Annotated in this window: 22 protein-coding genes; 10 read left to right on the top strand and 12 right to left on the bottom strand. The window is 39.3% G+C overall.

Annotated features, from left to right (window positions below):
• The first annotated feature begins 27 nt into the window (after nucleotides 1–27).
• From CH377_RS03330 to CH377_RS03315, 4 genes are read left to right on the top strand one after another with little or no spacing between them, the layout of a single operon-like run.
• On the top strand, nucleotides 28–2,106 hold the full coding sequence (locus CH377_RS03330; protein WP_100722389.1) for an OmpA family protein: 2,079 nt from the start codon (nucleotides 28–30) through the stop codon (nucleotides 2,104–2,106).
• Nucleotides 2,107–2,116: 10 nt separating this feature from the next.
• Entirely contained in the window at nucleotides 2,117–3,271 is a 1,155-nt protein-coding gene (locus CH377_RS03325; protein ID WP_100722388.1) for a DUF1577 domain-containing protein, read from the top strand.
• Nucleotides 3,272–3,276: 5 nt separating this feature from the next.
• Nucleotides 3,277–4,599, top strand: a complete 1,323-nt coding sequence (gene hisS / locus CH377_RS03320) for a histidine--tRNA ligase (RefSeq protein WP_100722387.1) — start codon at nucleotides 3,277–3,279, stop codon at nucleotides 4,597–4,599.
• 52 nt (nucleotides 4,600–4,651) lie between these two features.
• On the top strand, nucleotides 4,652–5,164 hold the full coding sequence (locus CH377_RS03315; protein ID WP_165780454.1) for a phosphatase PAP2 family protein: 513 nt from the start codon (nucleotides 4,652–4,654) through the stop codon (nucleotides 5,162–5,164).
• Here CH377_RS03315 and CH377_RS03310 read toward each other — a convergent pair.
• From CH377_RS03310 to CH377_RS03290, 5 genes are all read right to left on the bottom strand, one after another.
• The gene (locus CH377_RS03310; RefSeq protein WP_100722385.1) at nucleotides 5,111–6,280 is read right to left on the bottom strand and encodes a Re/Si-specific NAD(P)(+) transhydrogenase subunit alpha; all 1,170 of its coding nucleotides are present in this window, start codon (nucleotides 6,278–6,280) and stop codon (nucleotides 5,111–5,113) included. The genes CH377_RS03315 and CH377_RS03310 overlap by 54 nt on opposite strands.
• A gap of 78 nt (nucleotides 6,281–6,358) precedes the next feature.
• Entirely contained in the window at nucleotides 6,359–7,294 is a 936-nt protein-coding gene (locus tag CH377_RS03305; protein ID WP_036089439.1) for a UDP-glucuronic acid decarboxylase family protein, read from the bottom strand.
• A complete protein-coding gene (locus tag CH377_RS03300; protein ID WP_100722384.1) occupies nucleotides 7,287–8,159 on the bottom strand; it encodes a M50 family metallopeptidase in 873 nt (290 codons plus the stop codon). Before CH377_RS03300 ends, CH377_RS03305 begins: the two co-directional genes overlap by 8 nt.
• A 52-nt stretch (nucleotides 8,160–8,211) precedes the next feature.
• Complete coding sequence (locus CH377_RS03295; protein ID WP_100722383.1) at nucleotides 8,212–9,906, bottom strand: methyl-accepting chemotaxis protein; 1,695 nt, start codon at nucleotides 9,904–9,906, stop codon at nucleotides 8,212–8,214.
• Between the two features lie 170 nt (nucleotides 9,907–10,076).
• Complete coding sequence (locus CH377_RS03290) at nucleotides 10,077–11,270, bottom strand: DUF445 domain-containing protein (protein ID WP_207797573.1); 1,194 nt, start codon at nucleotides 11,268–11,270, stop codon at nucleotides 10,077–10,079.
• A 92-nt stretch (nucleotides 11,271–11,362) separates the two neighbouring features.
• Between CH377_RS03290 and CH377_RS03285 the strand changes: the two genes are divergently transcribed.
• The 4 genes from CH377_RS03285 to CH377_RS03270 are packed head-to-tail and all read left to right on the top strand — an operon-like array spanning nucleotide 11,363 to nucleotide 14,053.
• Nucleotides 11,363–11,836: an LIC_10042 family TonB-like protein gene (locus CH377_RS03285; RefSeq protein WP_100722381.1), complete on the top strand. Its 474-nt coding sequence runs from the start codon at nucleotides 11,363–11,365 to the stop codon at nucleotides 11,834–11,836.
• On the top strand, nucleotides 11,829–12,350 hold the full coding sequence (locus CH377_RS03280; protein WP_207797572.1) for a UpxY family transcription antiterminator: 522 nt from the start codon (nucleotides 11,829–11,831) through the stop codon (nucleotides 12,348–12,350). Before CH377_RS03285 ends, CH377_RS03280 begins: the two co-directional genes overlap by 8 nt.
• A gap of 2 nt (nucleotides 12,351–12,352) precedes the next feature.
• Complete coding sequence (locus CH377_RS03275; protein WP_100722379.1) at nucleotides 12,353–13,321, top strand: KpsF/GutQ family sugar-phosphate isomerase; 969 nt, start codon at nucleotides 12,353–12,355, stop codon at nucleotides 13,319–13,321.
• Between the two features lie 6 nt (nucleotides 13,322–13,327).
• On the top strand, nucleotides 13,328–14,053 hold the full coding sequence (locus tag CH377_RS03270) for a type I 3-dehydroquinate dehydratase (RefSeq protein ID WP_100722378.1): 726 nt from the start codon (nucleotides 13,328–13,330) through the stop codon (nucleotides 14,051–14,053).
• A gap of 4 nt (nucleotides 14,054–14,057) precedes the next feature.
• Here CH377_RS03270 and CH377_RS03265 read toward each other — a convergent pair whose 3' ends face one another.
• From CH377_RS03265 to CH377_RS03235, 7 genes are all read right to left on the bottom strand, one after another.
• A complete protein-coding gene (locus CH377_RS03265; RefSeq protein WP_100722377.1) occupies nucleotides 14,058–15,569 on the bottom strand; it encodes a tetratricopeptide repeat protein in 1,512 nt (503 codons plus the stop codon).
• A gap of 111 nt (nucleotides 15,570–15,680) precedes the next feature.
• Entirely contained in the window at nucleotides 15,681–17,294 is a 1,614-nt protein-coding gene (locus tag CH377_RS03260) for a GMC family oxidoreductase (RefSeq protein ID WP_100722376.1), read from the bottom strand.
• Nucleotides 17,295–17,299: 5 nt separating this feature from the next.
• Nucleotides 17,300–17,803 carry a hypothetical protein gene (locus tag CH377_RS03255; RefSeq protein ID WP_100708637.1) on the bottom strand — a complete coding sequence of 168 codons (504 nt, stop codon included), beginning with the start codon at nucleotides 17,801–17,803 and terminating at the stop codon, nucleotides 17,300–17,302.
• A 73-nt stretch (nucleotides 17,804–17,876) separates the two neighbouring features.
• Nucleotides 17,877–20,498: a ribonuclease R family protein gene (locus tag CH377_RS03250; protein ID WP_100722375.1), complete on the bottom strand. Its 2,622-nt coding sequence runs from the start codon at nucleotides 20,496–20,498 to the stop codon at nucleotides 17,877–17,879.
• Nucleotides 20,495–21,184 (bottom strand): tRNA (adenosine(37)-N6)-threonylcarbamoyltransferase complex dimerization subunit type 1 TsaB, encoded by a 690-nt coding sequence (gene tsaB / locus CH377_RS03245; protein ID WP_100722374.1) that lies wholly within the window; start codon nucleotides 21,182–21,184, stop codon nucleotides 20,495–20,497. Before tsaB ends, CH377_RS03250 begins: the two co-directional genes overlap by 4 nt.
• Nucleotides 21,181–21,741 carry a tRNA (adenosine(37)-N6)-threonylcarbamoyltransferase complex ATPase subunit type 1 TsaE gene (tsaE, locus tag CH377_RS03240; RefSeq protein WP_100722373.1) on the bottom strand — a complete coding sequence of 187 codons (561 nt, stop codon included), beginning with the start codon at nucleotides 21,739–21,741 and terminating at the stop codon, nucleotides 21,181–21,183. The genes tsaB and tsaE overlap by 4 nt, the downstream gene beginning before the upstream one ends.
• Nucleotides 21,742–21,749: 8 nt before the next feature.
• Complete coding sequence (locus CH377_RS03235; RefSeq protein WP_100722372.1) at nucleotides 21,750–22,607, bottom strand: Hsp33 family molecular chaperone HslO; 858 nt, start codon at nucleotides 22,605–22,607, stop codon at nucleotides 21,750–21,752.
• Nucleotides 22,608–22,779: 172 nt separating this feature from the next.
• Here CH377_RS03235 and CH377_RS03230 point away from each other — a divergent pair, with 172 nt between their 5' ends.
• Both CH377_RS03230 and CH377_RS03225 read left to right on the top strand, forming a co-directional pair.
• The gene (locus tag CH377_RS03230; protein WP_100722371.1) at nucleotides 22,780–24,759 is read left to right on the top strand and encodes a beta-galactosidase; all 1,980 of its coding nucleotides are present in this window, start codon (nucleotides 22,780–22,782) and stop codon (nucleotides 24,757–24,759) included.
• A complete protein-coding gene (locus CH377_RS03225; protein WP_100722370.1) occupies nucleotides 24,756–25,697 on the top strand; it encodes an LIC_10030 family protein in 942 nt (313 codons plus the stop codon). Before CH377_RS03230 ends, CH377_RS03225 begins: the two co-directional genes overlap by 4 nt.
• The last annotated feature ends 3 nt before the right edge of the window (nucleotides 25,698–25,700 follow it).

Raw genomic sequence — 25,700 nt, 5'->3', positions numbered from 1 at the left:
GGTCTTTGTTCCGATACTAATTACAAGATGTTTTTTTACAATCAAGGAAAAGGACTCGTTCTGAAACGAAATCACTTTCTAAGCTCCGTCCTTGCCGGAACTCTTCTGTTTTTTTTATTTTCCTGGGATGGATCCGCCCAACCTGTTCCTACACTTTTGGAAAGAAATTTTGGATCCCCTTTAAACACACAAAACGTAGAATACAATCCGATCATCAGTCCAGACGGAAGATATCTGATCTTTCAATCCAATCGTCCTGGCGGCGAAGGGGAGATGGATATTTGGCTTTCCGAAAACGCAAATTATAAAAAAAGAGATGGGGAAGCAGATTGGAAAAAACCGGTCAACCTGAACCAAGACATTTGGGAGCAGAATAAAAAGGAACTTCCTTCGGGAGAAAGAAAATCCAAACTATTTAATACGGATAAATATGAAGGTGGGATCTCTATTAGATTTGATGAGTCAGGAAACCCTGAGGAAATTTTCCTTACTTCTATCCGAAATGTAAAAGCAGATAGAGAAGGTTTTGACGCATTAGATATTTATTATACAAAACGAGATGAAAAAACAAGGCGTTGGAGCGACTTGATAGGTATCTCCGAAATCAATTCGAATTTTAACGAAAAGATGCCTGCCATTTCTCCGGATGGAAAATATCTGATTTTTTCTTCCGATCGCCCCGGCGGATACGGAGAATATGATCTTTGGGTCAGCTATAGAAATCTTTCGACAGGGGTTTGGTCCAGCCCAATCAATCTAGGCTCGGACATCAATTCCAAAGCCAGTGAAATTCTTCCTTACATTCATCCGGATGGAGAACAATTATACTTCTCCTCCAATAGAGAGAACGATCGCAAAAAATTTTCCCTGTATCGCAGCTTTTTAAATCTTCCAGGAAACTCAGACATAGAAGATGCGGAAGATAAACTTACTATTTCTAAAACAAATCTTCCTCATCCAGTCCCAGAAACCGGAAGTTTGGAAAAACTTCCTCATCCATTCAATTTAGATACTGCGGAAGGGATCGATTCAGAAGGGATTTCTTTTGATCACGAAGGACTTTGGGCTTATATTTCTTCCAATCGAAATGGAGGACAGGGCCAGTACGATATTTATAGATACCAGGTCCCTGAAAATCTGAGAAACTCCTACGATGTATCCTTCCAAGGATTGGTCTTAGACGGCTCAGAAGCCACAATGATAGGGTTAGATGCTACTATCAAAATTTCGGATAGTGTAGGACCTTCTCGCACAATTACCTCCAGAAGAATTGGAGGAGATCTTTCTAAAGGAAACCAAACCAATTTTAAAACAGTTTTAAAAACTGGAAGATTGTATAAGGTAGAAATTTCTTCTCCGGGTTTTTATCCCACTGAGGACAAGTTGGACTTACGTGGAAACGTAGAAAGAAATAAGAAAGTTTATAAAACTTATGTGCTTCTCCCTATCAAAGATGAAGAAAAGGGTAAGATAGTTAACACAGGCGACGGTGATAAAGGAAAGGGACTTAATGTGGTAGTAATAGATGCTACTACTAAAGAGCCAATTGCTGGAGCGACCGCTACAGTTTTTACTCCTAAGAATAGACAGGGAGAAATCTTAAAATACAACAGTTTGTCAAAAAATTTCCATATCGACTTGATCCCTGACACAGATTTCGAGATCTTTGCAAAGGCCGAGAAATATATTTCCGAAAGTGTTAATATCTTGAAGAAAGATATTAAACCCGGTTCCACAATCTCTATAGCATTGAGGAAAGATTCGGAAGTCCCAGTTGTTCTAAGTACTAAACTCTATTTTGAATTCAATAAGACCGAGGTGACTGACGCACATCGCAAACAACTCGATCTGATTGTAGACTATCTCAAGAAGAATCCGTCCGATAAAATAGAGATTGGGGGCCATACAGATAATATAGCTTCCAAAGAATATAATACTCGCTTAAGCGGGAACAGAGCGCGGAAAGTTTTTGACTACGTTCGTAGTAAAGGAATCCAAGCTTCTAGGTTAAAAACCAGAGCTTATTGGTATTCCAGACCTGACGAAGATAACTCTACCGAAGACGGAAGAGCTAAAAACAGGAGGGTCGACTTCCGCAAGCTATAAAGGAGAGCAGATGGAAGTCGAGTACCGATCTTACCTACAATCACCAAGAATATGGGATACTATCAAGGATCCTCAAAAAGTAGGTTATATTCTGAAAGAGTACGTACATAACAACGGACTCTTTCTAAAAGAAAATCCTCTAAAACAAGAATTACAAATCTTACAAACTACTCCCGAAGGAAAAATTTTCCTTAGGATCGATCCTGAATCTATAAATGAAGAAGGTGAGATCACAGTATACAAAACCTTAAGTAAACATATGGAGATCGGCTTTAGAGTAGATTCAGTTAACCATGAAGATGGAGTAGTGATCTGTTCTCCTGAGTATGTAAGGATTGCAAAAGACGGACGCATTCTTCCAAGGATAGAAGGATTACAAGGCAAAGTAGTAGCACATAGATTTCATATGCTAAAGAAAGAACAGGATTCAACCAAAGTCCTGGGAACTTCAGGCCAAATCCTGCTTACGGACTTACATAAGAATATATTATCAGAATATCCTTATTCTAGATTAGTATTTCCGACAGGAAAAGAGCTTAGCTTTGAGCAGGATTTATCCAAACGTACGGGCAAAACCATCTTTGTAAAAGATGCGATCAGCATGGATCCCCTCTCCCAAGAAGAGGCAAGCGGTTTCAATACCTTAGATCTAAAACAAGAATTGGAAGATGAGATGATCCTGGAAGATAGAACCAAAGTTTATCGTTCCGGAAAAATACAATCTTTCGCGATCTATCCTATCTATTACAAAGATCCTTCCGGATCTAAACTCGTTGCTTTAGGCTATGCGGAGACTAAGGATAGAATTCTAGATCCTGCCATTCTGAAAAAATACGCAGAGTTAGAAGACGTGTTTAATGAAAGAATCGAAGACTCCAACACTCTGGATGTTGATATCCGTCAAAACGTGATCAACGCTTCCGAAGGAGGGATTCTTTTAGAAGTAACCGAATCCCAGCTAGTCGAATCTTTTCTCCATAAACCTTTCTTTACTGCGGATATAACTTTCAAGATGCAAGCTCCATTGAGATTTGCATTTAAAATCCGACATATTTCTCAGATAGGGGAAATTTATCTGGTCGGTGCAGAAATAGTTGGCTCCAACGATGCCAAGACGAATATGACTCTATTAAAGAAGAATTTGAGCTTCATTAAGAGCGTCTAAGAGATTTGGAAAAACAGAAAGCCTTTTTACCCACAGCCCCTTACAAGGGGACGAGAGATTTTTATCCCGAAGAAATGAGATTCCGAAATTGGATGTTTTCCGTAATGAGGAAGACTGTCCAATCTTTCGGCTACGAAGAATACGACGGCCCAATCTTAGAATCTTTCGAACTATATCTAGCAAAAAGCGGAGAAGAGATCGTACAAAGACAATTGTATGATTTCACAGACAAAGGAGATCGTCATGTAGCGATCCGACCTGAAATGACTCCAACTCTAGCAAGAATGGTAGCTGGAGAAGTCAGAAATCTTGCCAAACCTATCCGCTGGTTTTCTGTTCCAAACTTATGGAGATACGAACAACCAGGTAAAGGACGTCTCAGAGAACATTGGCAGCTCAACGTAGATTTGTTCGGTGTAAATTCTTATAGAGCAGAAGTAGAGATCATCTTGATCGCTAATGCAATTTTAGAAAATTTTAAAGCCCCGAAAGGAAGTTATCAGATCAAAGTTTCTCATAGAGGAATTTTGGATTCATTTTTAAATCAAACTCTGACTTTAGCTCCTGAAAAAGCTCATGCAGTTTCCAAACTTTTAGATAAAAAATCCAAAATCAGCAAAGAGGCTTTTGAAGAAGAGATCAAACCTCTACTTTCTAATCCAGAAAAACAATTAACTCTCATCTATAAATACTTAGAAACAAATCTACAAACAATCGGAGAATTAGAAGGTATAGATCCTTCTTCCGTTGAATTTATCAGAAACCTTTTTTCGGATCTGGATTCTCTTGGGATCAAGGACCAATTGGAATTCGATCCTTCTATCATTCGTGGTTTTGACTATTATACAGGTTGTATTTTTGAAGTATTCGATACCAATCCGGAAAATAGAAGATCCCTGTACGGTGGAGGAAGATACGATAACCTGATCGGATTATTTTCCAATGAACAACTTTCCGGGATTGGTTTCGGATTGGGTGATGTAACCTTCAAAAACTTTTTAGAAGGACATGGACTCGTCCCTAAAGATCTGAATTCTAAAAACGCAGTTTTAATTCCTTTGATGGATGATAAAGTTTTTCCGGAAGTCCTGAAACTTGCGGAAGAACTTAGGAAAGAAGGAATCGGAGTGGAAACTATGCTCGAGTCTGCAAAACTCGGCAAACAAATCCAGACGGCGGAAAAAAAGGGATATCGTTTCTTGATCTTCTTAGGAGAATCCGAAATCTCCGAAAACAAGGTTCAGTTGAAAGATATCGTCTCGGGAGAGCAATCTTCCGTTTCCAGATCCGATCTAATCTCCATCTTACGGAAATCCTTGCTTGGATAAGAACATATTGGAAAAATTATCCGCTTTCGAAAGAATCGATTACGCAATCGCGATGTTTATTCGCGAAAAAATCCATTCTCCTCTTTTGAACAGAACTCTCTCCAGGATCAATCGTGGAGAGATAATGTTAATTCTTATTCTTCCTTATCTTGCTTACGCTGCATGGCAAGGGAATCTTCCTTATCCTTGGTGGATTGTAATTCCTTATGCTGGGCTTGTTGCTTATGCAAATGATCGTTTTGTTTTAGTATTAAAGAAATTGATCGCTCGTAAGAGACCACTAGTTACAGTCGCTGGTAAAGTAGATCAGAACCCGGATATGAAACATTCATTTCCTTCCGCCCATGCATCTAACTCGATGACGGCAGCATTGATCTTAGTGTTCTTGTTTGGTTTTCCGGAGTGGTTTTTGGTGCTGAGTCTTTTGGCGGGGATCGGAAGATTATTATCTCTTCACCATTTTCCCTCCGATGTGCTCGGAGGGTGGTTGATTGGAACCTGTTTCGGAACCTTAGGCCTTTTTCTTGGCCGCTGGCTTCTTCCCTTCTTTTTTGGAACCACCTAAGGCATCCAAAGTAAGTTTGTGACGGATCTCTCCTTCGTGAGTGATCGTCGTGGAAGCGATAACTTCATCGTTCAAGTCGAAGTTGATCTTCTTCTCTTTAATCAATAGTTTCAGATAATTTAATACGTTCTTAGCGAACATTCTGGAAGCATCTGAAGGAAGAGAACCTGCCAGGTTCTGGTGACCAACTACGGAAACTCCGTTTTTAGTTATGACAACCTTACCATGTTGAGTGTACTCACAGTTTCCTCCGTTTGGAGAAGCAAGGTCCACTACTACGGATCCAGCTTTCATTCTATCCACGATCTTTTTAGTGATGATGATTGGAGCTTTTCTTCCTGGGATTAAAGCTGTAGTGATGATCACGTCTGCTTTCGCTGCAAATTTTTCGATCGCTTCTTGCTGGCGTTTTTTATATTCTTCGGTTTGTTCTACAGCGTAACCACCTGCTGCTGCAGAGTGAGTCGCACCTTCGACCTCGACGAATTTAGCACCAAGAGATTGAACCTGTTCTTTTACTTCAGGACGAGTATCGAATACATCTACTACTGCGCCTAATCTTCTGGAGCTTGCGATTGCTTGTAATCCAGCAACACCAGCTCCGATGATAAGAACAGAAGCAGGAGTGATTGTTCCTGCAGCGGTAGTCAACATCGGGAAGAATCTAGTCAAATGAGTGGAAGCTATAAGAACAGCTTTATATCCAGCAACAGTTGCTTGAGATGAAAGAACGTCCATAGACTGAGCACGAGTAATACGAGCAATCGCATCCAAGCTCAATACCGTAACTTTTCCCGCTGCAAGCTTTTTGATAACCTGAGGATTCACTGCAGGTTGGAACATTCCTAAATAGAAAGCTCCTTTTTTAATTTTTGATAAGCTTGCTCCATCCGCTAAGTGAATACTTACAACTAAGTCGGATTTTTTCAGAACGTCCGCGCGAGATTGAATCGTCGCCCCGGCTTTTTTATAATCTTCGTCGGAGAAATAAGAACCTTCTCCAGCGCCTTTCTCGATGATAACAGAAGCACCGATTTTTTTAAAGGCATCAACTACGTCCGGCGTTACCGCTACTCTAGTCTCTTCCTTAGCTTCTTTTAAAACTCCGATATTCATACAGCCTACTCGAAACTCAATTTTTCGGTTAAATTCCCTTATAGGGGAAAAGTAGGTCCAGATTTTCTTGGCGAACGATTAATCCAAGTGATTTTTGAAATAATCGACCGTTTTCCTGATTCCTTCTAATAAAGGAACCTTAGGTTCATAACCCAGTTTTTGTCTAGCTAAAGTCAGATCCGGCTTTCTGCGGGCAGGATCGTCTTGAGGAAGAGTTTTATAAATGATCTTGGAAGAAGAGCCGGTCTCTTTTAAAACTAACTCCGCTAATTCTTTAACGGTAAACTCTCCATCGTTCCCCAAGTTCACAGGACCATTGAAATCCTGGGTGTTCATCATTTTGATGATACCATCTACAAGATCGTCTACATAACAGAAGGATCTAGTTTGAGAACCATCTCCATAAACTGTGATATCTTTTCCTGCAAGTGCTTGGACCACAAAATTACTTACAACTCTTCCGTCGTCCGGAAGCATACGAGGACCGTAAGTGTTGAAGATACGAATGACTCTTATGTCCACTTTATGATTTCTGTGATAATCGAAACAAAGAGTTTCAGCGACCCTCTTTCCTTCATCATAACAACTTCTTATACCGATCGGATTTACATTTCCCCAATAAGTTTCCTTTTGAGGATGTTCGATCGGGTTTCCATAAACTTCGCTAGTGGAAGCTTGTAAAATCCTAGCTTTTACTCTTTTAGCGAGTCCCAACATATTCGTAGTACCGAGAACGTTGGTCTTAATAGTTTTAATTGCATTGGATTGATAATGGATCGGGCTCGCAGGACAAGCGAAGTTATAAATCTGATCTACTTCGAGTCGGATCGGCTCAGTGATATCATGACGTATTAGTTCGAAGCGTGGGTTGGAGAGAAGTTTTTCAACATTCTTCTTTCTTCCGGTGTGAAAGTTATCAACACAGATAACTTCGTTACCTTCTTGTATCAATCTTTCGCATAAATGAGATCCGATAAATCCGGCTCCGCCGGTCACTAGCACTCTATTAGCCATCAATTCTCTCTATATCCATAAATTCCGGAGGAAGAGGTTTACCGTTCAGATCCAAACCCCTACTTAAAAACCATTCCAATACTTCCGGAGTAACTTCTCCAGGAAACGGATTGTCTAAACCTAGCACCGGCCCTTCATCAAATCCAGGAGCTTCATCCGAAACCGGACGAGGAGCTACTGCTCGCTTCAATGAAAAGAATATGATGGATACGCTAAAAAAGGACCAGAGCAGAGCAATCAAATATCCCAGGAATAAAACCGATTTCGGAACAGTTCCACCCGGAGAAGTTCCGGTCGCCCAATAAGCTAAGATACCTGCATCAGTATTTTGAACATTCTCGGTAAAATCTAAAAGATCGTATAAACTATATAAACTAACGCTAGTCCCTAAAAATACGGTGATCAACCTATCCCAACCGAATGGAAGAAAAGAAGAGACCAAAAGAAAAATTCCCCAAAGTAAGCCTGTTCTTTGAGCAAGCCCTCCGGATGATGTGTATTTTAAAGTGAGTAATAAAACTGCTCCTCCCAAAAGTAATAAGGTGGGACGAACAAGGTTTCCTTTGAACCCTCGATTGATCAAAAAACCTCCGACCAAACAAGAGCCTAGATAACCTGCAGAAACTACGAATATGAAAGGACTTTTACCGGATGTGGGAGATGCAACAGTTTGTCCTGCTTCGTCTCCATTCAGTTCTATCATTTGAACTGAACCACCCGAAATCAAAGTTGCGATCGCATGCCCGGCTTCATGAATAAAAACCACGAAGTCTTTTAGATAAGAAACCCATCCATGATTCCAATAGGAAAGAAGAGTCACTATGATCGCGAGTAAGAGTGCAAGCCTTAGGAAACGATTCTCCATTCTAAAATGAATATCGGCTTTTCAGATGGAATTTTCAGCCGGTTTTTAGAATTCAATCCGTTTTAAAATGGCTCAAAATTCCGCCAAATTTTTGAGAATGTTCCAGAGTATCCTTAACTGAATGTCGTATATTCTCCGAAGTTGCAGCTATGTCTTCTGCGGATTTGGAAATAGCGCTCATTGAGTCTGAAATTTCACCTGCAGAAAGTTTTTGTTGTTCTGAAGTGCCAGACATCATTTTTCCTAAAACCAAAACCTGATCGGAGCTACTACGAATCTCCCCAAGTCTTTTGGATTGTTCTAACAAAAGGCCTTTTACCTTTGAAGATGAATTATGAACTTCTTCTATATAGTTCTGAAGATTTTCAAATACATCTACAGATTGCCCGACCTTGAAAGCACCTTCTTCCACCGAGTTGGATGTACTTTTTACAAGGTGAGTGATATCTTTGATACTTGATTTAGTCTGTTCTGCAAGCTTAGAGATCTCATCTGCAACTACTGAAAATCCTTTTCCAGCTTCTCCAGCTCTTGCAGATTCTATAGATGCATTCAATGCGAGCATATTCGTTCTTTCAGAAATGCTCGTAATAATACCTACGATCTTATTAATCTCATTAGAATAAGAACGTATTTGTTCCATAGACTGGATCGCTTCATTAAAGATTTGTTTTGCTTGATCAGCCTTATTTGCAACATTCCCAGCTTGAGACTCCAAGTTGTGCATAGACTTTGAAGTTTCTCCCAAGGAAACATCAATGGAACCTATACTATCATTCACATTGGATAAACTTCTAGTCTGTTCACTGATAGTTAGCACAATCTCATCGATCGTTTTTGAAAGTTCATGAGAAGCCGCCGCGGTTTCCTGTACAGCATGTGCCTGCTTTTGAGAAACTCTTTCGAAAGAACCTACTGATTGAAATAATTCTTCGTATAACTTTAAGTTTCTCTGATAGTTCTCTTTCATTTGGACCAGAAGTCCCCAGAGACTAATGGTCATACATCTGAAGTTAGAATAAATCCTGTCTGCGTCTTCGACCCCTTCTTTTCTAGGAAAATCAGAAGCAAGATTTCCATTTACTACCTTGCCTACGATCTCTAAGGTTTCAGCCATTTTCTTTTTTAGGCTATAAAGAGCTCTTAAACAAAGTGAAAATCCCAAAACGACCGCCAGAAATGATAAGGTTGCGGCAACCTGGTCCGTTAAAAATAATTTCAAACCCAAATAAGAAGAAGGAACGAATATACATGCAAATGTAAAAGCCACAAGGCCCAGATATCCGAATTTCACTCGGAGCGAATTTATAAAAGAGAGGAACGACCTAACGAGCTGAGACTCTCCGTTCATTCTGGCAAAAAGTTTCTCTGCCTTCTCTATTTGTTGTCTGTTTGTCTTTTTACGAACAGACATATAGCCAGTGATCACTCCGTTTTCAAGAACAGGAGTGACAGTAGCATCCACCCAATAATGATCACCATTCTTTGCACGATTTTTAACGATCGCATTCCAAGGACGGCCGGATTGAACAGTGGCCCAAAGGTCTTTATAAACTGCCGGAGGTATATCAGGATGACGGACAATATTATGAGGTTGGCCCAGCATTTCCTGTTCTGAAAAACCGCTTACATCCGCAAAGTCCTGGGAAACGTAAGTGATCTTTCCTTTTGAGTCTGTTCTGGAAATAATTACTGCCGATTCAGCGAACTGAATTTCTCGGCCCGTAATCGGTAGGTTCTTTCTCATATCTTCAGTAATTTTTTGGGGTCAAGTTTGGTATAGCGAATTTAGGATACTTGCTTCTTGATTTTATTAGATAGGATTATCAAAGAGAAATAATCCGGAAAAAAATCACATAATGAATAATACTTTCGGATTATTTTATAAAACAGTGGATCTTAAAACCGACCGCAACCCTATTTTATAAAAACTAGATATGCTTGGATGCATCCGGCGATACCTCCTAGGAATGCACCTAAACTGATTAAGGTGGCCTCATCTTCTTTAAAGACTGAATGCAGAAGATGTTCGAATTCTTCAGGAGGTAGTATACTTAAATTTTCGAAGACTAATTTTTCTATCTCTAATCTCTCTTCGATATAGTCTTTCATCTTGTCGGCAGTTTCAGGCACTAATTCTAAAATAGAATTCGCAATCTTCTCTTTTAATTCTTCTAACTTCTTAGAGCCTAAAATTAAAGAAGCATAAGGGATTTTTTTCTTTAACTTCTCATCCATTAATTCTTTGGACTTTGAAAGAAGTTCCGTAATGATAAGATCCCCTCCTTTTCCTTTAAAGATCACACCTATCAAACTTTCAGGATCTAAAATTTTAGAAGCAACTACGGATGCGAATTCTCTGGAAACATCTATCTGTCTTTTTAAGAAAAGACCTTGGTATTTGAAAAACAAAAAGTTCTTAGGCTGTAAAGGAGAGAAGATCATAAGGATGGCAAGCCAGTTGGTGATATAACCCACAAAAATCCCCATCAACGGCATAGTCCACCATTGGTTCAAGTATGCGATGAACAAGACTTGGACACAACCGATCAGAAAACCGAAATAGATCCCTGAACGAACAATAAATCTAAACTCAGGACCTCCACATCTTCTAAAAATTTCAGAGAGAACATTTGCGTTTTCTCCTGAAAGAGATTCCTTAATTAAATCGCCAATCCCTAATATACTTTCCAAATTCTCACCAAAAGAGGTATAGATCTCTTGTATTTTTTTTGGAATATCCTCTCGGATCTCTTTTTCTAAAATTTGTTTCGCCTCTTCCGGAACCATTTTCCAAATTACCGGGTTGTCCGCAAAAAATATATCTTTGACTATGGAGGAAGATTTTTCACCGATCCTATCTCGGATCAGATCCGAAATTTGCACGGGATCTATTTTTTTATATAGATCATAAGGACGGATCAACCTCTCCATCATTACATCTGAAATGAGCCCTGCCATTTTTTTAGAATGTCTTGGAATAATTCCCTGCCAGCCTAAAACTCCCCACCCTCTAAACTTAACAGGATAGAAGATCATTTGTACTGCTATATAGTTTGTAATCCAACCTACAAAGGAGCAGGTGACCAATATCGAAATGATCTCTATCATTGACCCGTGCATCGGGCCGAGTTTCGTAGGTCCAAAAATTCGATTCAAGAAAAATTCAATATTAATTATACTTGTAAAAACGTATTAATCCAATGGGATCCAGGGTTTCCTTTTTCATTTCTCTCTCCATTCATACAGTCCTATTTTTATCTTACTATCTGATCCGAAGCCTAAACACTCAAAATTTTTCAGAACAGATCAAACTAACTTTGAGTAAAGGCCAAATCCCGAGTTTACATTTTTCACTTCCTAAAAGTTTGGGAGAAGGACCGGACGCTTCTTCCAATTCCGGCCTGGCTGGAACTCCCGAAGCCGAGATTGAAAGATTTAAAAACGAGATCCATTTTCCACCCGAAGCTTTGGAGCAGCGATTAGAATCAGATTGTTCTTGGGAAGTGGTGATAGGGCCTAACGGAGCAGCCAGAAATATTACTACGATCAAACCTTGTAAATATAAGGTTTTTGAGTCACAGTTTAGAAGATCGATTTCTAGCTGGAAATTTCAACTGCCAGAAGGAAATATAATAATTATTCCAGTATCCTTTCGAATTGAATCAGATGAGTGAATCTTCTAAATCATGGTATGCAGTTTATACAAATTCTAGGGCAGAGAAGAAGTTAGCATTAGAACTTTCCAAAAAGGGAATAACCCAATACTTGCCGATTATCTCGACCAAAAAACAATGGTCTGATAGGATCAAAACGGTTCTGGTCCCTGTTTTTCCTTCTTATGTATTCGTAAAAATTGATATAAGAATAGAAAAACTAAGAGTACTTGAAACTGCAGGAGTAGTAAAATTTGTTTCGGTCGGAGAAACTCCTCTCGTAATCGATGAGGAAGATATTGATGCGATCCGCCAACTCGTAACTGAGTATCCGGATAGGATCAAGATCGAAAGGGAAAAGATACTGGCTCCGGGCAAAAAGGTTCTGATCAAAAACGGACCGTTTAAAAATTTAAGAGCTAGAGTGATCCGAAAAGGAAGTAAATCTTCTATTCTTGTTTCCATTTCCGGAATGGATACCACAGTATCCTTGGAATTGGATTCGGAACTATTAGAAACGGACGAGGAGAATTAGAAGTGGGAAATACATTAGATAAAGTTAAAAAAGCTTTAGATACAGAGATCGAAGCAATCCTTCATTTTAGAGAAAACCTAGATCCGAATGTAGAAAAAGCAGTCGAACTCATCTTCCAATCTAAAGGAAAAGTAATCGTAACTGGAGTAGGAAAGTCCGGAGACGTAGGTAAGAAGATCGCTTCAACCTTATCCTCTACAGGAACTCCTTCTTATTTTCTCCATCCATCAGATGCCGCTCATGGTGATGCCGGAATTTTAGCTCAAGGGGATGTAGTCATCGCGATCGGTAAGAGCGGTGAAAGCGAAGAATTACTCAACCTTCTTCCTACGATAAAAAGTATTGGAGCCAAATTGGTAGGTTTAACCGCAAATCCTCAATCTAGATTAGCTTTAGACTGTGATATTGTAATCTTAACTCCTGTATTAAAAGAGGCATGTCCTTTAGAACTTGCACCAACATCCAGCACGACAATCGCCTTGATGTTGGGAGATGCTATCGCAATGGCATTGATGGAACTTAGAAATTTCCAAAAAGAAGATTTTGCATTATATCATCCTGCAGGAAGGCTCGGAAAAAGATTGTCCCTAAAAGTGGACGATGTAATGAGAAAAGGGGACAAACTCTCAAAGGTTAACTCCGATGCAAGTTTAGAAGAAGTTCTTTCCGAAATCACAAAAAAACTCGTGGGTGCAACAGGAGTCGTGGACGCTGCCGGAAAGTTGATCGGATTCGTAACCGACTACGATATTAGAAAATTATTAAATGATGGAAAATTAGATAAATCAATCAAAGCGAAAGATTTGATGAACCCCAAACCAACAGTATTTGAAAGCGGGATCATGGCTTACGACGTTTTACAATCCATGGAAAGAAGAGAAAAACCTATCTCTGTAGCTCCAATTGTTTCGAAAGATGGAGCATTATTAGGTATCGTTTCCATCCACGATCTTTTGCAAAAAGGACTTTGATTTTCGATGAGCCAAAACGATTCTCAAAAAATAAGGATCATTCTAACATTGAATGAGGAAGAGTTTTTTGGATTAAAAACTCTTCCTAAGGCAGATTTTTTAGAGATACGTTTGGACCAATTTCGTTCCGAAAAGGATGCTCCAGAAAAGATCTTACAAAAAATAAAAGACCTAAATGCACCCTGTGTATTCACCTATAGACAACCAGAAGATTCCAGCTTAAAAAGTTTAGGCAATTGGAATATGGAGAATATTGCACCGTTACTTTCCGCATTAGAATCGGGAAAACATTATATAGATCTGGAATTGGATAAAGACAATCCGGTCTTTAATGGAATTGACGAGGATAGATTCGGTATCATCCGATCTGTTCATAGTTTTTCCGGAATTCCTGATTACGAAGAATTACTCTTTTTCCTAAGACCAGTCACAGAAGAATTTTTAGCGACTGTTAAGTCAGGACTTCCTTTTCAAAGAATTTTTAAAATAGCTGCGCTTCCGAAGAACGAGCAAGAATCTAAGGATTTCCAAGATTCTGCACTTAAGCTGTCTAAACTATGTGCTAAACAGAATATTCCAATCGGATTCTGTGGGATTTTAATGGGAGAATCTGGAAAAGAATTCAGGATCTTTCCTGAAAGAATAGGATCTCAATTTACTTATTGTTGTTTGGGAGAACCAAAAGCTCCCGGCCAAGTGGATTTGGAAACGCTTCTATCTAAAAGAAAATAAACAATTAATCCCTATCTTGGGAATCATCGTCGTCTTTATCATCATCCGATTTCTTATGATCTTTAGTTCCAGCACGAGTTTCTAAGAATGTTTTAAAATTCTCATCAGACCTGAACTTCTTGAATGCCTTATCTTTTTCTGCAGAAGTCCAATAAGAAGATTTAATACTTCCTGATTTTTTGATATAGGACATCGTCCTTTCTTGATCATTCTTCTCTGCGTAACATTTTGCTAAAAGATAATAAGCTCCTGCGGAATCCTGCACCTTTTCTAAATGGACAATCGCCTTTTCTACGTATCCAGTATATAGATACGTTTTACCTAAATAGAAATTATATTCTCTAATCTCTTCCTCGTCCGGTTGGACTGCATGGAAATATTTAAGAGCCTTTTCGTAGTTCCCGTTGTTTGTATAATATCTGGCGAGTTTTAAGATACCGTCGTAATACACATCCGGAAGCTCTTTTAACTCAGGATTTTCTTTTTCGATGGCAGTACCGATCTCTTTCAGAAGATCATAACCTTCTTCTTTTTTGCCGATCTGTATCTTGCAGAGTCCGATATACATTCGGATCTCTCTGGTTTTTTCCCCGTATTCGAGAGCTTTTTCGGCGGTTTTGATCGCATTATCACAATCCTTTTGCTGCCATTTAATTTTGGTCAGACCGATCAAAGGAAGAACTGTATGTTTATTTGCGTGAGCCTTTCTATAATACTTCGATGCTTCTTCGAAGTTTTTCTTTTTATGGTAAGCAGCCGCTTGAGTAAGATGTGTATAATAAAGTAATTTTTCCCTTTCGGAAGGGATCTTTGGCTCTATACGATTCAGGACTACAATTGCGTCGTCGTAATTTCCGACTCGCACAAGTAGAGCCCCATATTTGTAGCCATACTCCACATTTTCCGGTTCACTCTTCACTAATCCGGAAAGAATGGATTCAGACTTAACAAATTCTTTTTCATTATAATAAGCTAATGCAAGTCTCCAAAGGATCTCTTTATTATTTGGCTCTTGTTTTAACTTTTTTTCAAGACTAGAAACACTTTCCTGCTCTGGTTCTTCTTCATGATAAACAGGTTTTCGAGGTCCACCGGAAGAATATCTCTCTTCTGCGGCAGCCCTGATCTTTTGGATATGAGAAAGGTCCGGATCGATCTTTAATAATCTATTGGAATAAGAGATCACTTCTCCATAATCTCTCTGATAATTATGATAAAGGATGATCTTTGTAAGAGAGTTAACCAAATCTTTTTTAGGAAGATTTAAACTAACCGCTTTTTTGAAAGCTTGGATTGATTTAGTATAATCTTTTTTGCTCTCATATATATAACCCATGTACATCCAAGCCTCGCCTGAAGAAGGATTGCCATCGTTATATTTTTGGAATTGTTTGAGAGCCTCTGTGTAGTCTTTTCTGGAATACGCTTTTTTACCTTCTTTCATGTCTGCGAAGACAGAATTGGAAAAGAAGAATATACTAAAGCAAATCAGTAGAGAAAAGAACGGTCTACGCATACTAGTGAGACCGATATTTTCCCTCCGAATACTACAAAAGAAGGAAGGCATTTATCCAATTTTGGAAGAGAACGCCACGAATAAAGTGGAATTCTCGCCTTCCCAAAGGAATTATTTATTTCCTAAAACCTCTGCTTTTCTTTGAGCCAAGGCTCTTGCAGCTCTGAGATTCACACTCATTGTCGTAATTTGGGGGTTTACGGATAATCCTGTAGGATATACGGAAGCATCCATTACAAAAATATTCTTATGACCGAAGAGTTGGAAATCCAAATCTACCGCACCTAGGTCGGGTGACTTAGCAGCTTGGATAGAACCGTGAGGGTGAGCAGAACCGATCGCAATCTTTCCTGGCTCTATACTTTTATCCAGGATCCAATCAAACTTGGAATTTTTATCCACAGGAACTGGATCTTCTACATCAGGGAAAGGGAATATGATCGCTTTTGCACCTGCAGCAACTTGTACTTCTGCGAGAGCTTTCAAACCTTTGAGCAAATTTTTACCGTCAGTAGGAGTGATCTCGAAATATACTTTTCTTCTTCCCAAAGACCATTTCACAGAAGCGTTTGCTTCGCCATCTGCTCCATCACGAACAAGCACAATGCCTGCACTCATGTTCGGATACTTCTTCATCGTATCGAATTGTCTCTGCCCATAAAAAGGAATCAATGAACTTGCTAAGGTAGGGCGAAAAGGTGCAACTTCTAACCAGTATCCGTAACCTGTATTGTCTTGGTTATGACCGTCTTTGATCACTGCTGATTGAGGAGGTCCGGAGAACATATTGATTGTCTCTTCAAAGATCGCAAAGTTTGTGCTGGTAGGATGAACTTTTAAATTTCTTCCAACCCAATCATTTCCAAGTCCGGATCTTTGTAATAATGCAGGACCTTCGATCGCACCTGCACTCACGATGACCACAGGGGCTTCAATCACTACTTTTTCTAGAATATTGTTTGGGGCCTTTTCGTAAGGATCAGGAGTGAATTCTGCAACTACAGTTTTTATATCTCCGTCTTGGATGTATTGTGCTCTCATATTCGAGATTACAGTAGCACCCGCTTCGATCGCATCAGGGATCCAAGTCAAAAATGCGGATTGTTTTGCATTGATAGGACAACCTAAGCCGCAACGGCCGAGACCGATACAACCTCTATTATTATTCTTTAATACTTCCGGATGCAGGCCTAATGCTTTTCCACCTTTCATCAAGGTATTATTATTAGCATTGATCAAATTCGGCGGAACTTCGTGGACACCAATCCTTTCGTGGACTTCTGAAATATAAGCGTCCATTTCCTGTCTTCCGTAATCTTTCCAGCCAAAACGGGAATCCCATTCGTTGGTCACGTAATCAGGAGGATAAAGAGAAGTTTGCCAATTTATAGTGGTGGAACCTCCGATAGTCCTTCCTTGTAAAATAGAAAGAGTTTGCTCTTCTGCGATGATAAATCCTGCGTCTCTATATAATCTAGCTTGGGAAAGAAACTCATCTCCAGTGAATTTTGCAGGATTAAAATATCCGCCCTCTTCAATTAGAACTACTTTCCAACCTGCCTTTGCAAGAGTGGCAGCAACCACTGCTCCTCCTGCACCGGAGCCGATGATAACAGCTTCTGCTTGTAATTTCCAAACTCCGTCTTTGATCCCATTCTCTTTGATCAAAGATTCATGTTTTTCCGGAGTGATAATCTTATAATTTGCTTCAGGAATCGCTCCCATAGTTCTTAACCTTTATATCCCACTAGTTCGTTATAATCTCTTTCCATAGAAACTAAGAAGAAGGACAACTGGCGCATAATATTATAAGCGCCTCTTTTCAAAGACAAGGAAGAGTTTTTCCAGGAAAGAAGTCGTTTCTCTCTATCTTCTTTGGAAAGCCCCACCATAGAGGTGAAAGAAAAATCCAAAGCAAGAGAAACAAGAGAAGAGCCAGGCAAGAATGCCAATAATTTCAAAACGGATTCTGTATCGATTGGATAAGGATGGCCGTAGATATATTTATCCGCAGCTACTCCCAAGTCGAATCCTTGGATTGGATTTCCTACCAGGAAAACTTCTTCCAATGATTTGAAAGCGAGATATTCAGAATCACTCAATCCATGCAATTTAGGAATGGATCCAGGTTTGCAGGAAGCCTGAGGAACTAGGATAGCCGAGATGGCGGCCGTTTTGAACAAAAATTTTAGAAAGCGACTACGAGAAACTTTCTCATCCAGAAACGATTCCAATTCTAACTCCTAAACTTTGTTCGAAAAAACAAAGTTTGCCGTAACGAATGTTCTGGAATATGTTCGACTTTGTCTATCCTTTCTTTTGGAATTTTTTCATCTTCACGTAAATTTTGATTTCTTCAAAATCAATTCTATCCAATTCAACAGGGAAGGTTTCACCTAATGAATATTGTTTGGTATATTTTTTAGAATAGAATGTGAAGTCTGTCTCTGCTTGTAACTCACCTTCGTCTGTGAATTCTATTGCAGGGATAATTGCTTCCACCGGAGGATTATTCAGTTCCACAAATGCGACTGCCGCTTTGAATCCTACAAGAGTCGCAGTAAATTCTTTGATCCCTGTTTTTTCCAAAAACCTACAAGCTTTGAGCTTATAATAATCCCTTTCAGAATCAGTTGCTTTTCTTTCTTCGTGAGAAGTATGTAAACCCATTACTTTGATATCTTCTTCAGAATAAGGTTCCTCATCTGAGAGTAGGATACTTTCTAGGACCCTATGACAAACCAAGTCAGGATAGCGACGGATTGGAGAAGTGAAATGACAATAGTCTTTGAAACCCAATCCCCAATGCCCTAAATATTCTCCGGAATAATAGGCCTGCATAAAACTTCTTAAAAGAGAAATATTAAACAAACGCTCAGAAGGACTTCCTTCAATTACTTGTAAAACATGTCGGATAGATTCGTACTTCGTGTCTTGTAGTTGAGCGTTGACCCCGTTCAGGCTTAGGAAAGAATTCAACATTTCCAGTTTTTCAACATCCATTGGTTCGTGGACACGATACAAAGTAGGTCTTTCCTTTTTGCGAATGTACTCTGCTACTTTGATATTTGCAGAAAGCATAAATTCTTCGATCAAGATATGAGCCTGTAATCTATCCACAGGTTTGATCTCTACTACATTATGCTCCGAGTCGGTAACTACCTTTGTCTCTTTTAGATTCAGATCTACTCTTCCGGAGTTTAATCTTCTTTTTCTGAGAGTGTCCGCAAATTTCATCATTTGGAAGATCCAATTACTCGGATCTCCGGCTTTGATCTCTTCTTCTGCTCGATTATAAGTGTATCTTTCCTCTACTTTAATAATCGATTTATAAAACTTAGCATGGAAGATTGTGCCGCTCCAATCCGCTTCCATCTCCACCGTAAATGCCAGTCGGTTCTTCTTAGCCACAAGACTACAAAGATTTTCAGAAAGTTCAGGGGGAAGCATTGGAACAACTCTACTTCCCAAGTAAACGGAAGTTGCTCTAGCATATGCCTCTACATCCAGATCAGAACCCGGTTGAACATAATGAGAAACGTCTGCGATATGAACGTAGAACCGGATCTTCTTACCTTCATCTATAAAGGAGATCGCGTCGTCAAAGTCCTTGGAATATTCTCCATCTATCGTGATGGATTTGAGTTCTCTCAAATCCACCCTCGAGCTCCAATTGTCGACTGTGGATTCGTCCACTTCGTCAGGAAGTTCTTCCAATTTTACTTCTTCCGGATAGAGAATAGTATAATTGTACTTCATTAACATTCTCATCAGATCCGTGTCTTCTTTTGTATCCGACTCGAAGCGGACAAAGTGAGCTTCGTATAGATTCTTTTCGTGATCCGAATCCTGCTTTAAAGTAACGATTAAAACATCTCCGATATTGATCTCATCTTGCAGATCTTGGAGTAATGTTTTGCGGGGAAGAAAACCTTCTTTCAGATCTCCTTCCATATCTAAGAAGGTCCCGACTATAAATTTATAATCCTTCTCAGTGACCTTCATTCTATAAAGTTCACGGCCCCTGCGAAGAACTGAGACAACTTCTCCTTCTAATTTTCCTTTACGCCCGATACCCGTTGGAAGAATTTCCACAAGGTCTCCTTGAATAGCAGAAGATGTATACTGACCCGGAACAAACACTTCTGTTCCTGTAGTCAGTTTAACAAAACCATCTCCCTTCTTACTTAAGGAGATGGTTCCACTTAAGGTTTGATTTGGACGAACTATGATATTCTTTTTTTGGATCTCGATCAGACCTTCTTTTTCAAAGAAGATCAAAACTTCTTCTGCAGAACGTTTTTGTTCTTGGGCTTCCCATTTTTCCCTTCTAAATCCTTTTTTCTGTCCTGCATGAGCGATAAACTTTGAGTAGATCTCTTGCATAGAAAGGACCTTTCCTGCTTTAGAACGGAAAAATTTTAGAAGTTTTCTGCCAGGTTCATTCTCTCTTTCCCAATCATGACTTCCGAATTTTCGATCGTAAAACTTGGGCTTTGATCCTGGAACATGAGAATCTTTTTTGTGGTGTGAAGGTTTAGAAGAATATCCCTGATTCTTATTTTGAGTTTCGTAAGAAGGTTTTCTATGGTTTAATTCTTCTTTTTTCGCGGGAACCTCTTCTCGAAATTCTTTTATCGGTTCTTGTTTAAAAGATTTGTTTTTGTCTTTTTTTATTTTTTTAGAAGAAGGAGCTGAAACTTTTTGTTCGACCGGAAATATTTCCAGTTTCTTGGAGCGAGAAGACTTATGATCTTTTTTCTTTTTTGAAACCTTCTCCTTTGCTTCTCTAATACTTTTTCTTAGATCATTTTCATCCGATTCTTTGGATCTGGATTTTTTAGGTTCTTTGTTTTTCTCACTACTCTGGTTGGTTTTTGACTGTTTCTTTGTTTGTATTTGTTTAACCATTTTCTTTTTTTGTGTCATGTATAATATACCTTAGGCTTATCATCAGCGTAAGTTCCTCGCAAGTAATTCGGAACCAATTGCAAATATGAATGATCTTCCGGCTTTGCTAATGCCTTTTTGATTTCGCTGGACTTTTCCAATATACTTCCTTCCGGCGATGGAAGATTTTCTTTCATATTTGTTCCCGCAAAAAATTCGGGAGAGTCGCTGAACTTAATTCCGGTAAGATAAGAGCCTATCCTATCTTCCGGGATGGTTTCCGGAAGCATATCCGGAGTAATGTCTATAGTGCCCCAATAACCTCTGGAGTCCCTTAGACCGAAATAGACTTTTCCTTGTTTCGCTTCTATTCCTACACAAACGGGTGATTCTGATTCCGCATAATATTGGCAGGAGTACAATTCTAAACTATCAATTCCCAAAACCGGAATATTCCAGATCTGTGAAAAGTTGCGAGCTGTCGCCACCGAGATCCTGATCCCAGTGAAAGACCCCGGACCGGTCGCAGTTACGATTATATCAGGTTTTTCCCAATTTGAAACCTTCAAACAATTAGAAATTTCTTTAATGAGTAACAGAGAAGATTCTCTATTATGCAATTCTCTGTACTCGGAAAGTTTTTCTAGTTTGCCATCATCCGTTTTAAGAAAACATCCCACTAAGATCCAAGAGTTAGTCGCATCGAAGAATAATATTTTTGTCATAGGATTTTCTCCGACTTCAGGAATGATCCGATTTGTAGATCGGATCTTCTCCATTCTTCTCCCGAAAACTCAATTTGCAGATTACGAGTGTCCTCGTCCTCTTCTTCCAAATCGATCTTGATGCGGAATTTTCTGTCTTTAAATTCAGACTCTGCTCTTTCCCACCATTCTATCAGAGATATCCCTTTGCCATTCCAATATTCTTCAAATCCAAGATCAGGAATTTCTTCCGAGGAACCGATCCGATATAGGTCAAAATGAAAGATATCTAATGGATCTCCCGATTGGTTTTGGATCTCAGGAAATGGATACTCATTCATCAAAGTATAAGTAGGGGAATTTACAAATAGTTTGGATGTATCTAATTCAGGTTTTAAATGATCCAATAAAGCTTTTACAAGTTTAGAAACGAATGTGGTTTTGCCCGAACCCATTTTTCCGGAAAGAAGAACTATAGGAAATTTTCCTTCTTTCCAGGCAGCAGCGAGAATTCCTGCAAGTTTTGAGACAGGAATATCTATAGAATCTAAGGTAAGATTTTCAAACCGTCCTAACATTCTATTTCTTAAAATAACTCTAAGACCTCTGCCTTTGGGAATCTATAGATGGAATTACAGAATTCGCAGGTAACCTCGATCTGTCCTTGTTCTTCTGCAATATCCATTGCTTCTTCTTTTCCTAAATTTTGGATTAGCTCTTTGATCTTCTCTTCAGAACAATCACATCTGTATTCAGGTCTTCCTGTCGCCAAGATCTCGAATTTTGTATTCCAAGAAGCTTGCAAAATTTCTAATGCTTGAGAAACAGTTCCTTCATAGACCTTGGATTTTTCCTCTTCCAGCTTTCCGGCTAATTCTCTAACTGCGTCTATATGTTCCGGTCTTGCTTCCGGTAAAGCTTGTAAGAATAAACCTTTGATCCTCCAATGCAAACCTTCTAATTTAATATACGCTACTAAAAAGGAAGGAACCTGCTCAGAGTCTCTCAAATAGTTTTCAATATTTGTTTCGAAACTTTGATTTCTAAAAGGAACAATGGATTGATAAATACACTCTCCATCTTTCCAACGGAATACTTTTAGAATCCCTAAATTTTCTTCAGAGATCTGCCCGGATTCTATATCTTCTTCCGGGCGATGTCTTAAGGTTGCCTTTAGTTTTCCATCACGAGTACTATAAGCTAAAACCGAGTGTATCTCTGTATCATCATAAAAACGGATCTGAACGCTTACCTTTGTATCATCTTTTACTAGATCTGCTAAGAAGAATGCGGCAAGCATTGTCCTCGCCAGAAGTTCCGTACCTGCATCGTCGAAACCGTGTAAGTTAGAAGCTGCGGTTACTGCGTAGGAAATTTCGGCTGAGGAAAAACGAAAGTGAACGTCGGGAAGAATCCCATAATGGTATATATCGTGATTTTCCATGTAATGTTTGGGTTCTCGACCTTGTAGGACGAAGTTCTAATCTATTCTCCCTGAATCGTATCGAAAAGACAGTATTTTTTCCGAATTTCCATGGGATTTACCGGTTTTCTTTCTGGAAAGATCTTCCCTTAAGAGAATCATCGTCTCTACCTTTTTAACATGCGAGGACCGAATGATTTTCGGAGCTGATTATTATCCTGAACAATGGACTCCCAAAGATTGGGAAGAAGATATTCGGATCATGAAAGATATGGGACTGACCAGAGTCCGTCTCGCAGAGTTTTCCTGGGCCTTAGTCGAACCTAAAGAAGGTAAATTCGATTTTTCTTTTTGGAAGAAGATGTTGGATCTCTTTCATAAACATAAAATGGATGTGATCCTAGGAACTCCAACTGCCACATTCCCTCCTTGGCTTGCTAAAAAATATCCTGATGTTCTCCAAGTAAGAGATGGAGTTCTCAGAAATATAGGAACGAGAAGGCAGGCATGTTTTTCTTCTCCGAATTATAGAAAAGCGGTAGTTCGTGTTGTGACTAAGATGGCCCAAACATTAGGAAATCATCCTGCTGTGATCGGTTGGCAGATAGACAATGAGATCGGTCATGAAGGATCGGATATTGATCATTCTGAAACTTCTCTCAAAGCATTTCGCCTTTGGTTGAAATCCAAATATAAAACAATCCAGAACTTAAATGATACTTGGGGAAATATTTTTTGGGGAGTGATCTTCAACGATTGGAATGAGGTCCCCCTTCCAGGTCCTCATGTGAGCGCAGGATTTAATCCTTCTATGATCCAAGACTTTTACAGATTCCATTCGGATACGATTGTGGACTTTGTAAAATTACAGTCAGATATAGTGAGAAAATTTTCTCCCAACAGAAAGCTCACTACAAATTTATATCCAAGTCCTTTTCTTCCAGTAATCGATATGAGTGAATTATTTACTAATTTAGATTACGTTTCTTGGGATAATTATCCTACCTGGGGGGATCAAGAAGAACCATTCCCCCATCCATTCATATCAGCGATGCATCAATACAATCGAGGACTGAAAGATCTTCCTTTTACGGTGATGGAACAAATTTCAGGATTCCAAGGACATGATACTTTAGGTTATCTTCCTGCTCCAGGTCAGATACAACTTTGGATGAAACAAGCAATCGTGCAAGGAGCAGAACAAATCGTATTTTTCAGATATAGAACTGCAAGATTTGGACAAGAACAACTTTGTTATGGGATACTGGACCATGATAAATCCCTCACAGATAGATACCTAGAATTACAAAAAGGGATCTCTGAGATATTACCTGAAGCTAAAGATTTTGCATCTGAGCATTTTCCCGCGGATGTAGCTGTTCTTCATGATATCGAGAATGCCAGAAATTTCAAACACCAACCTACCTCTTCCGGTTTAAAACATAGTCCTGTTTCTTTTGCGCAGGTTGGATACGATATAGAGATGGCAACTTGGTTTGCAGGTCTTAATATTCTAAACGTAAACACTCATTTCTTACCCATCTCTAAAGCTGACTTTTCCAAATATAAAGTATTGGTTCTTCCATTGTATGCAATGGTAGATAATTCTATTATTAAAAAATTGGAGCAATTCGTTAGAGAGGGAGGTGTTTTAGTTTTAGGATATAGATCAGGATTAAAGGACAAAAATTCCTGGATGTTGGATTCTCAGGTTCCTGGTCCATTTTCCGAAATGGCAGGAGTCAAGGTGAGAAAATTCGAAGCAGTGGGAAATCGAAACGTTAAGTTCCGATTCAGGCTGTTACCGGGAACCTGCTCCAAAATTTGCGAGATCCTGGAACCTACCACGGCCAAGGTTTGGGCAAGATATTCTGATAATAAGAAATTTTATAAAGGAAAACCTGTCATAACTTGTAATCGATTCGGAAAAGGATCTGTCGTATACGTTGGAGCGAGCCTGAGTCCGATCTCGTTTATGCTATTATATAGAAGAACCTTAAAAATGGCAGGTATCCCATTTACTTTCTACGGTCCAACCGTAGAGCGTAGTTTTAGAAAGGGAAAGTCCAAAGACTACGAAATTTTTATCAATCATTCCGGTAAGAAGGCTCTTGCAGGTTTCAAGCTACTCAAACCATACGAGGTAAGGATCCTGCCCAAAGCAAAAAAATGAATCTGAATGAAGTTAAAGAATTAAATAAGCTCTTAAAGAATCATTCGAATGGGAGAAACAAGGGATATTCCATTTTTGTGGATAACCTTCATACTTCCTTCGTTGAGTTCGAAGAAAAATTTATTCTACCTTCTACTTCCGTTTTCGAGATAGAGTTTAGCGCAGCAGAAAGTTTTCTGAAATCACTTCTTCAACTAGCTCCCGAATTAGTTACGGATTCACTTGTTCTTCCCGAACCCAGACCAAAAAGGGACATTGATCGTTTATTCTTGATCAAACCTTTTTATACGGAAGGGGAAATGTTTAGAGAAAATTCCCCGGAAATATGGAGAGAGAAACTTCCTCCATTTGCAATCGTTACTAGCTTTCATTTGATGCATCTTGGTGGAGCTCCTAAGGAAGAAATTTATACACAAGCCTCTCAGGGAAAAACTATGTCCGTTTACACAAAGAGAGCTTACTTTTCTTCCAGGGTGATCCCTCTGGATTCGCTCACAGTATTAGAAGATGCTGTTATAGACTTCACTGCTAAAAAATACCAGGAGTCCGATTTCATGGTGCAGATCTCGAGAGATACATTCGAAGGAGTTCGGCATACATATTCCGAAATTTTTGACGAGGTGGATTATTCTAAGCAGGTAAATTTTATCCATGAGTCATTGGGTATCACTCCCGCAGATTGGTCCCTTGGAAAAATTTTCGCTCCTTTAGCAGTGGAATACCTTACATTGACCTCCAGGTTTTTGGATCCTTCCCTAGACAGGATTGCAAAGGATTTTAATTCGTTTCACCAAGTAGTTGATCTTTTGTTAAGACCAGGCAGCATGACCTTAGAAGAATCTGCCCGAAATTCATTCTTCGCTTGGCTCCGATCTCATAAGTCGGAGAGGATCATTTCCCCGTCGGGAAACATGGCTTGGAAAATTTTAAGGGTATAAAGG

Source organism: Leptospira haakeii, assembly GCF_002812045.1.
Lineage (GTDB): Bacteria > Spirochaetota > Leptospiria > Leptospirales > Leptospiraceae > Leptospira_B > Leptospira_B haakeii.
Note: the sequence above shows the minus strand (reverse complement) of the source record. Positions and strands in the feature narration are given on the sequence as shown.

What these genes read in the sequence shown, in the direction of transcription:
- CH377_RS03330 (WP_100722389.1), top strand. Translation starts at nt 28, where the DNA reads ATGTTTTTTTACAATCAAGGAAAAGGACTCGTTCTGAAACGAAATCAC.
- CH377_RS03325 (WP_100722388.1), top strand. Translation starts at nt 2,117, where the DNA reads ATGGAAGTCGAGTACCGATCTTACCTACAATCACCAAGAATATGGGAT.
- CH377_RS03315 (WP_165780454.1), top strand. Translation starts at nt 4,652, where the DNA reads ATGTTTATTCGCGAAAAAATCCATTCTCCTCTTTTGAACAGAACTCTC.
- CH377_RS03310 (WP_100722385.1), bottom strand. Translation starts at nt 6,280, where the DNA reads ATGAATATCGGAGTTTTAAAAGAAGCTAAGGAAGAGACTAGAGTAGCG.
- CH377_RS03305 (WP_036089439.1), bottom strand. Translation starts at nt 7,294, where the DNA reads ATGGCTAATAGAGTGCTAGTGACCGGCGGAGCCGGATTTATCGGATCT.
- CH377_RS03300 (WP_100722384.1), bottom strand. Translation starts at nt 8,159, where the DNA reads ATGGAGAATCGTTTCCTAAGGCTTGCACTCTTACTCGCGATCATAGTG.
- CH377_RS03295 (WP_100722383.1), bottom strand. Translation starts at nt 9,906, where the DNA reads ATGAGAAAGAACCTACCGATTACGGGCCGAGAAATTCAGTTCGCTGAA.
- CH377_RS03290 (WP_207797573.1), bottom strand. Translation starts at nt 11,270, where the DNA reads ATGATAGAGATCATTTCGATATTGGTCACCTGCTCCTTTGTAGGTTGG.
- CH377_RS03285 (WP_100722381.1), top strand. Translation starts at nt 11,363, where the DNA reads ATGGGATCCAGGGTTTCCTTTTTCATTTCTCTCTCCATTCATACAGTC.
- CH377_RS03280 (WP_207797572.1), top strand. Translation starts at nt 11,829, where the DNA reads ATGAGTGAATCTTCTAAATCATGGTATGCAGTTTATACAAATTCTAGG.
- CH377_RS03270 (WP_100722378.1), top strand. Translation starts at nt 13,328, where the DNA reads ATGAGCCAAAACGATTCTCAAAAAATAAGGATCATTCTAACATTGAAT.
- CH377_RS03265 (WP_100722377.1), bottom strand. Translation starts at nt 15,569, where the DNA reads ATGCGTAGACCGTTCTTTTCTCTACTGATTTGCTTTAGTATATTCTTC.
- CH377_RS03260 (WP_100722376.1), bottom strand. Translation starts at nt 17,294, where the DNA reads ATGGGAGCGATTCCTGAAGCAAATTATAAGATTATCACTCCGGAAAAA.
- CH377_RS03250 (WP_100722375.1), bottom strand. Translation starts at nt 20,498, where the DNA reads ATGACACAAAAAAAGAAAATGGTTAAACAAATACAAACAAAGAAACAG.
- tsaB (WP_100722374.1), bottom strand. Translation starts at nt 21,184, where the DNA reads ATGACAAAAATATTATTCTTCGATGCGACTAACTCTTGGATCTTAGTG.
- tsaE (WP_100722373.1), bottom strand. Translation starts at nt 21,741, where the DNA reads ATGTTAGGACGGTTTGAAAATCTTACCTTAGATTCTATAGATATTCCT.
- CH377_RS03235 (WP_100722372.1), bottom strand. Translation starts at nt 22,607, where the DNA reads ATGGAAAATCACGATATATACCATTATGGGATTCTTCCCGACGTTCAC.
- CH377_RS03230 (WP_100722371.1), top strand. Translation starts at nt 22,780, where the DNA reads ATGATTTTCGGAGCTGATTATTATCCTGAACAATGGACTCCCAAAGAT.
- CH377_RS03225 (WP_100722370.1), top strand. Translation starts at nt 24,756, where the DNA reads ATGAATCTGAATGAAGTTAAAGAATTAAATAAGCTCTTAAAGAATCAT.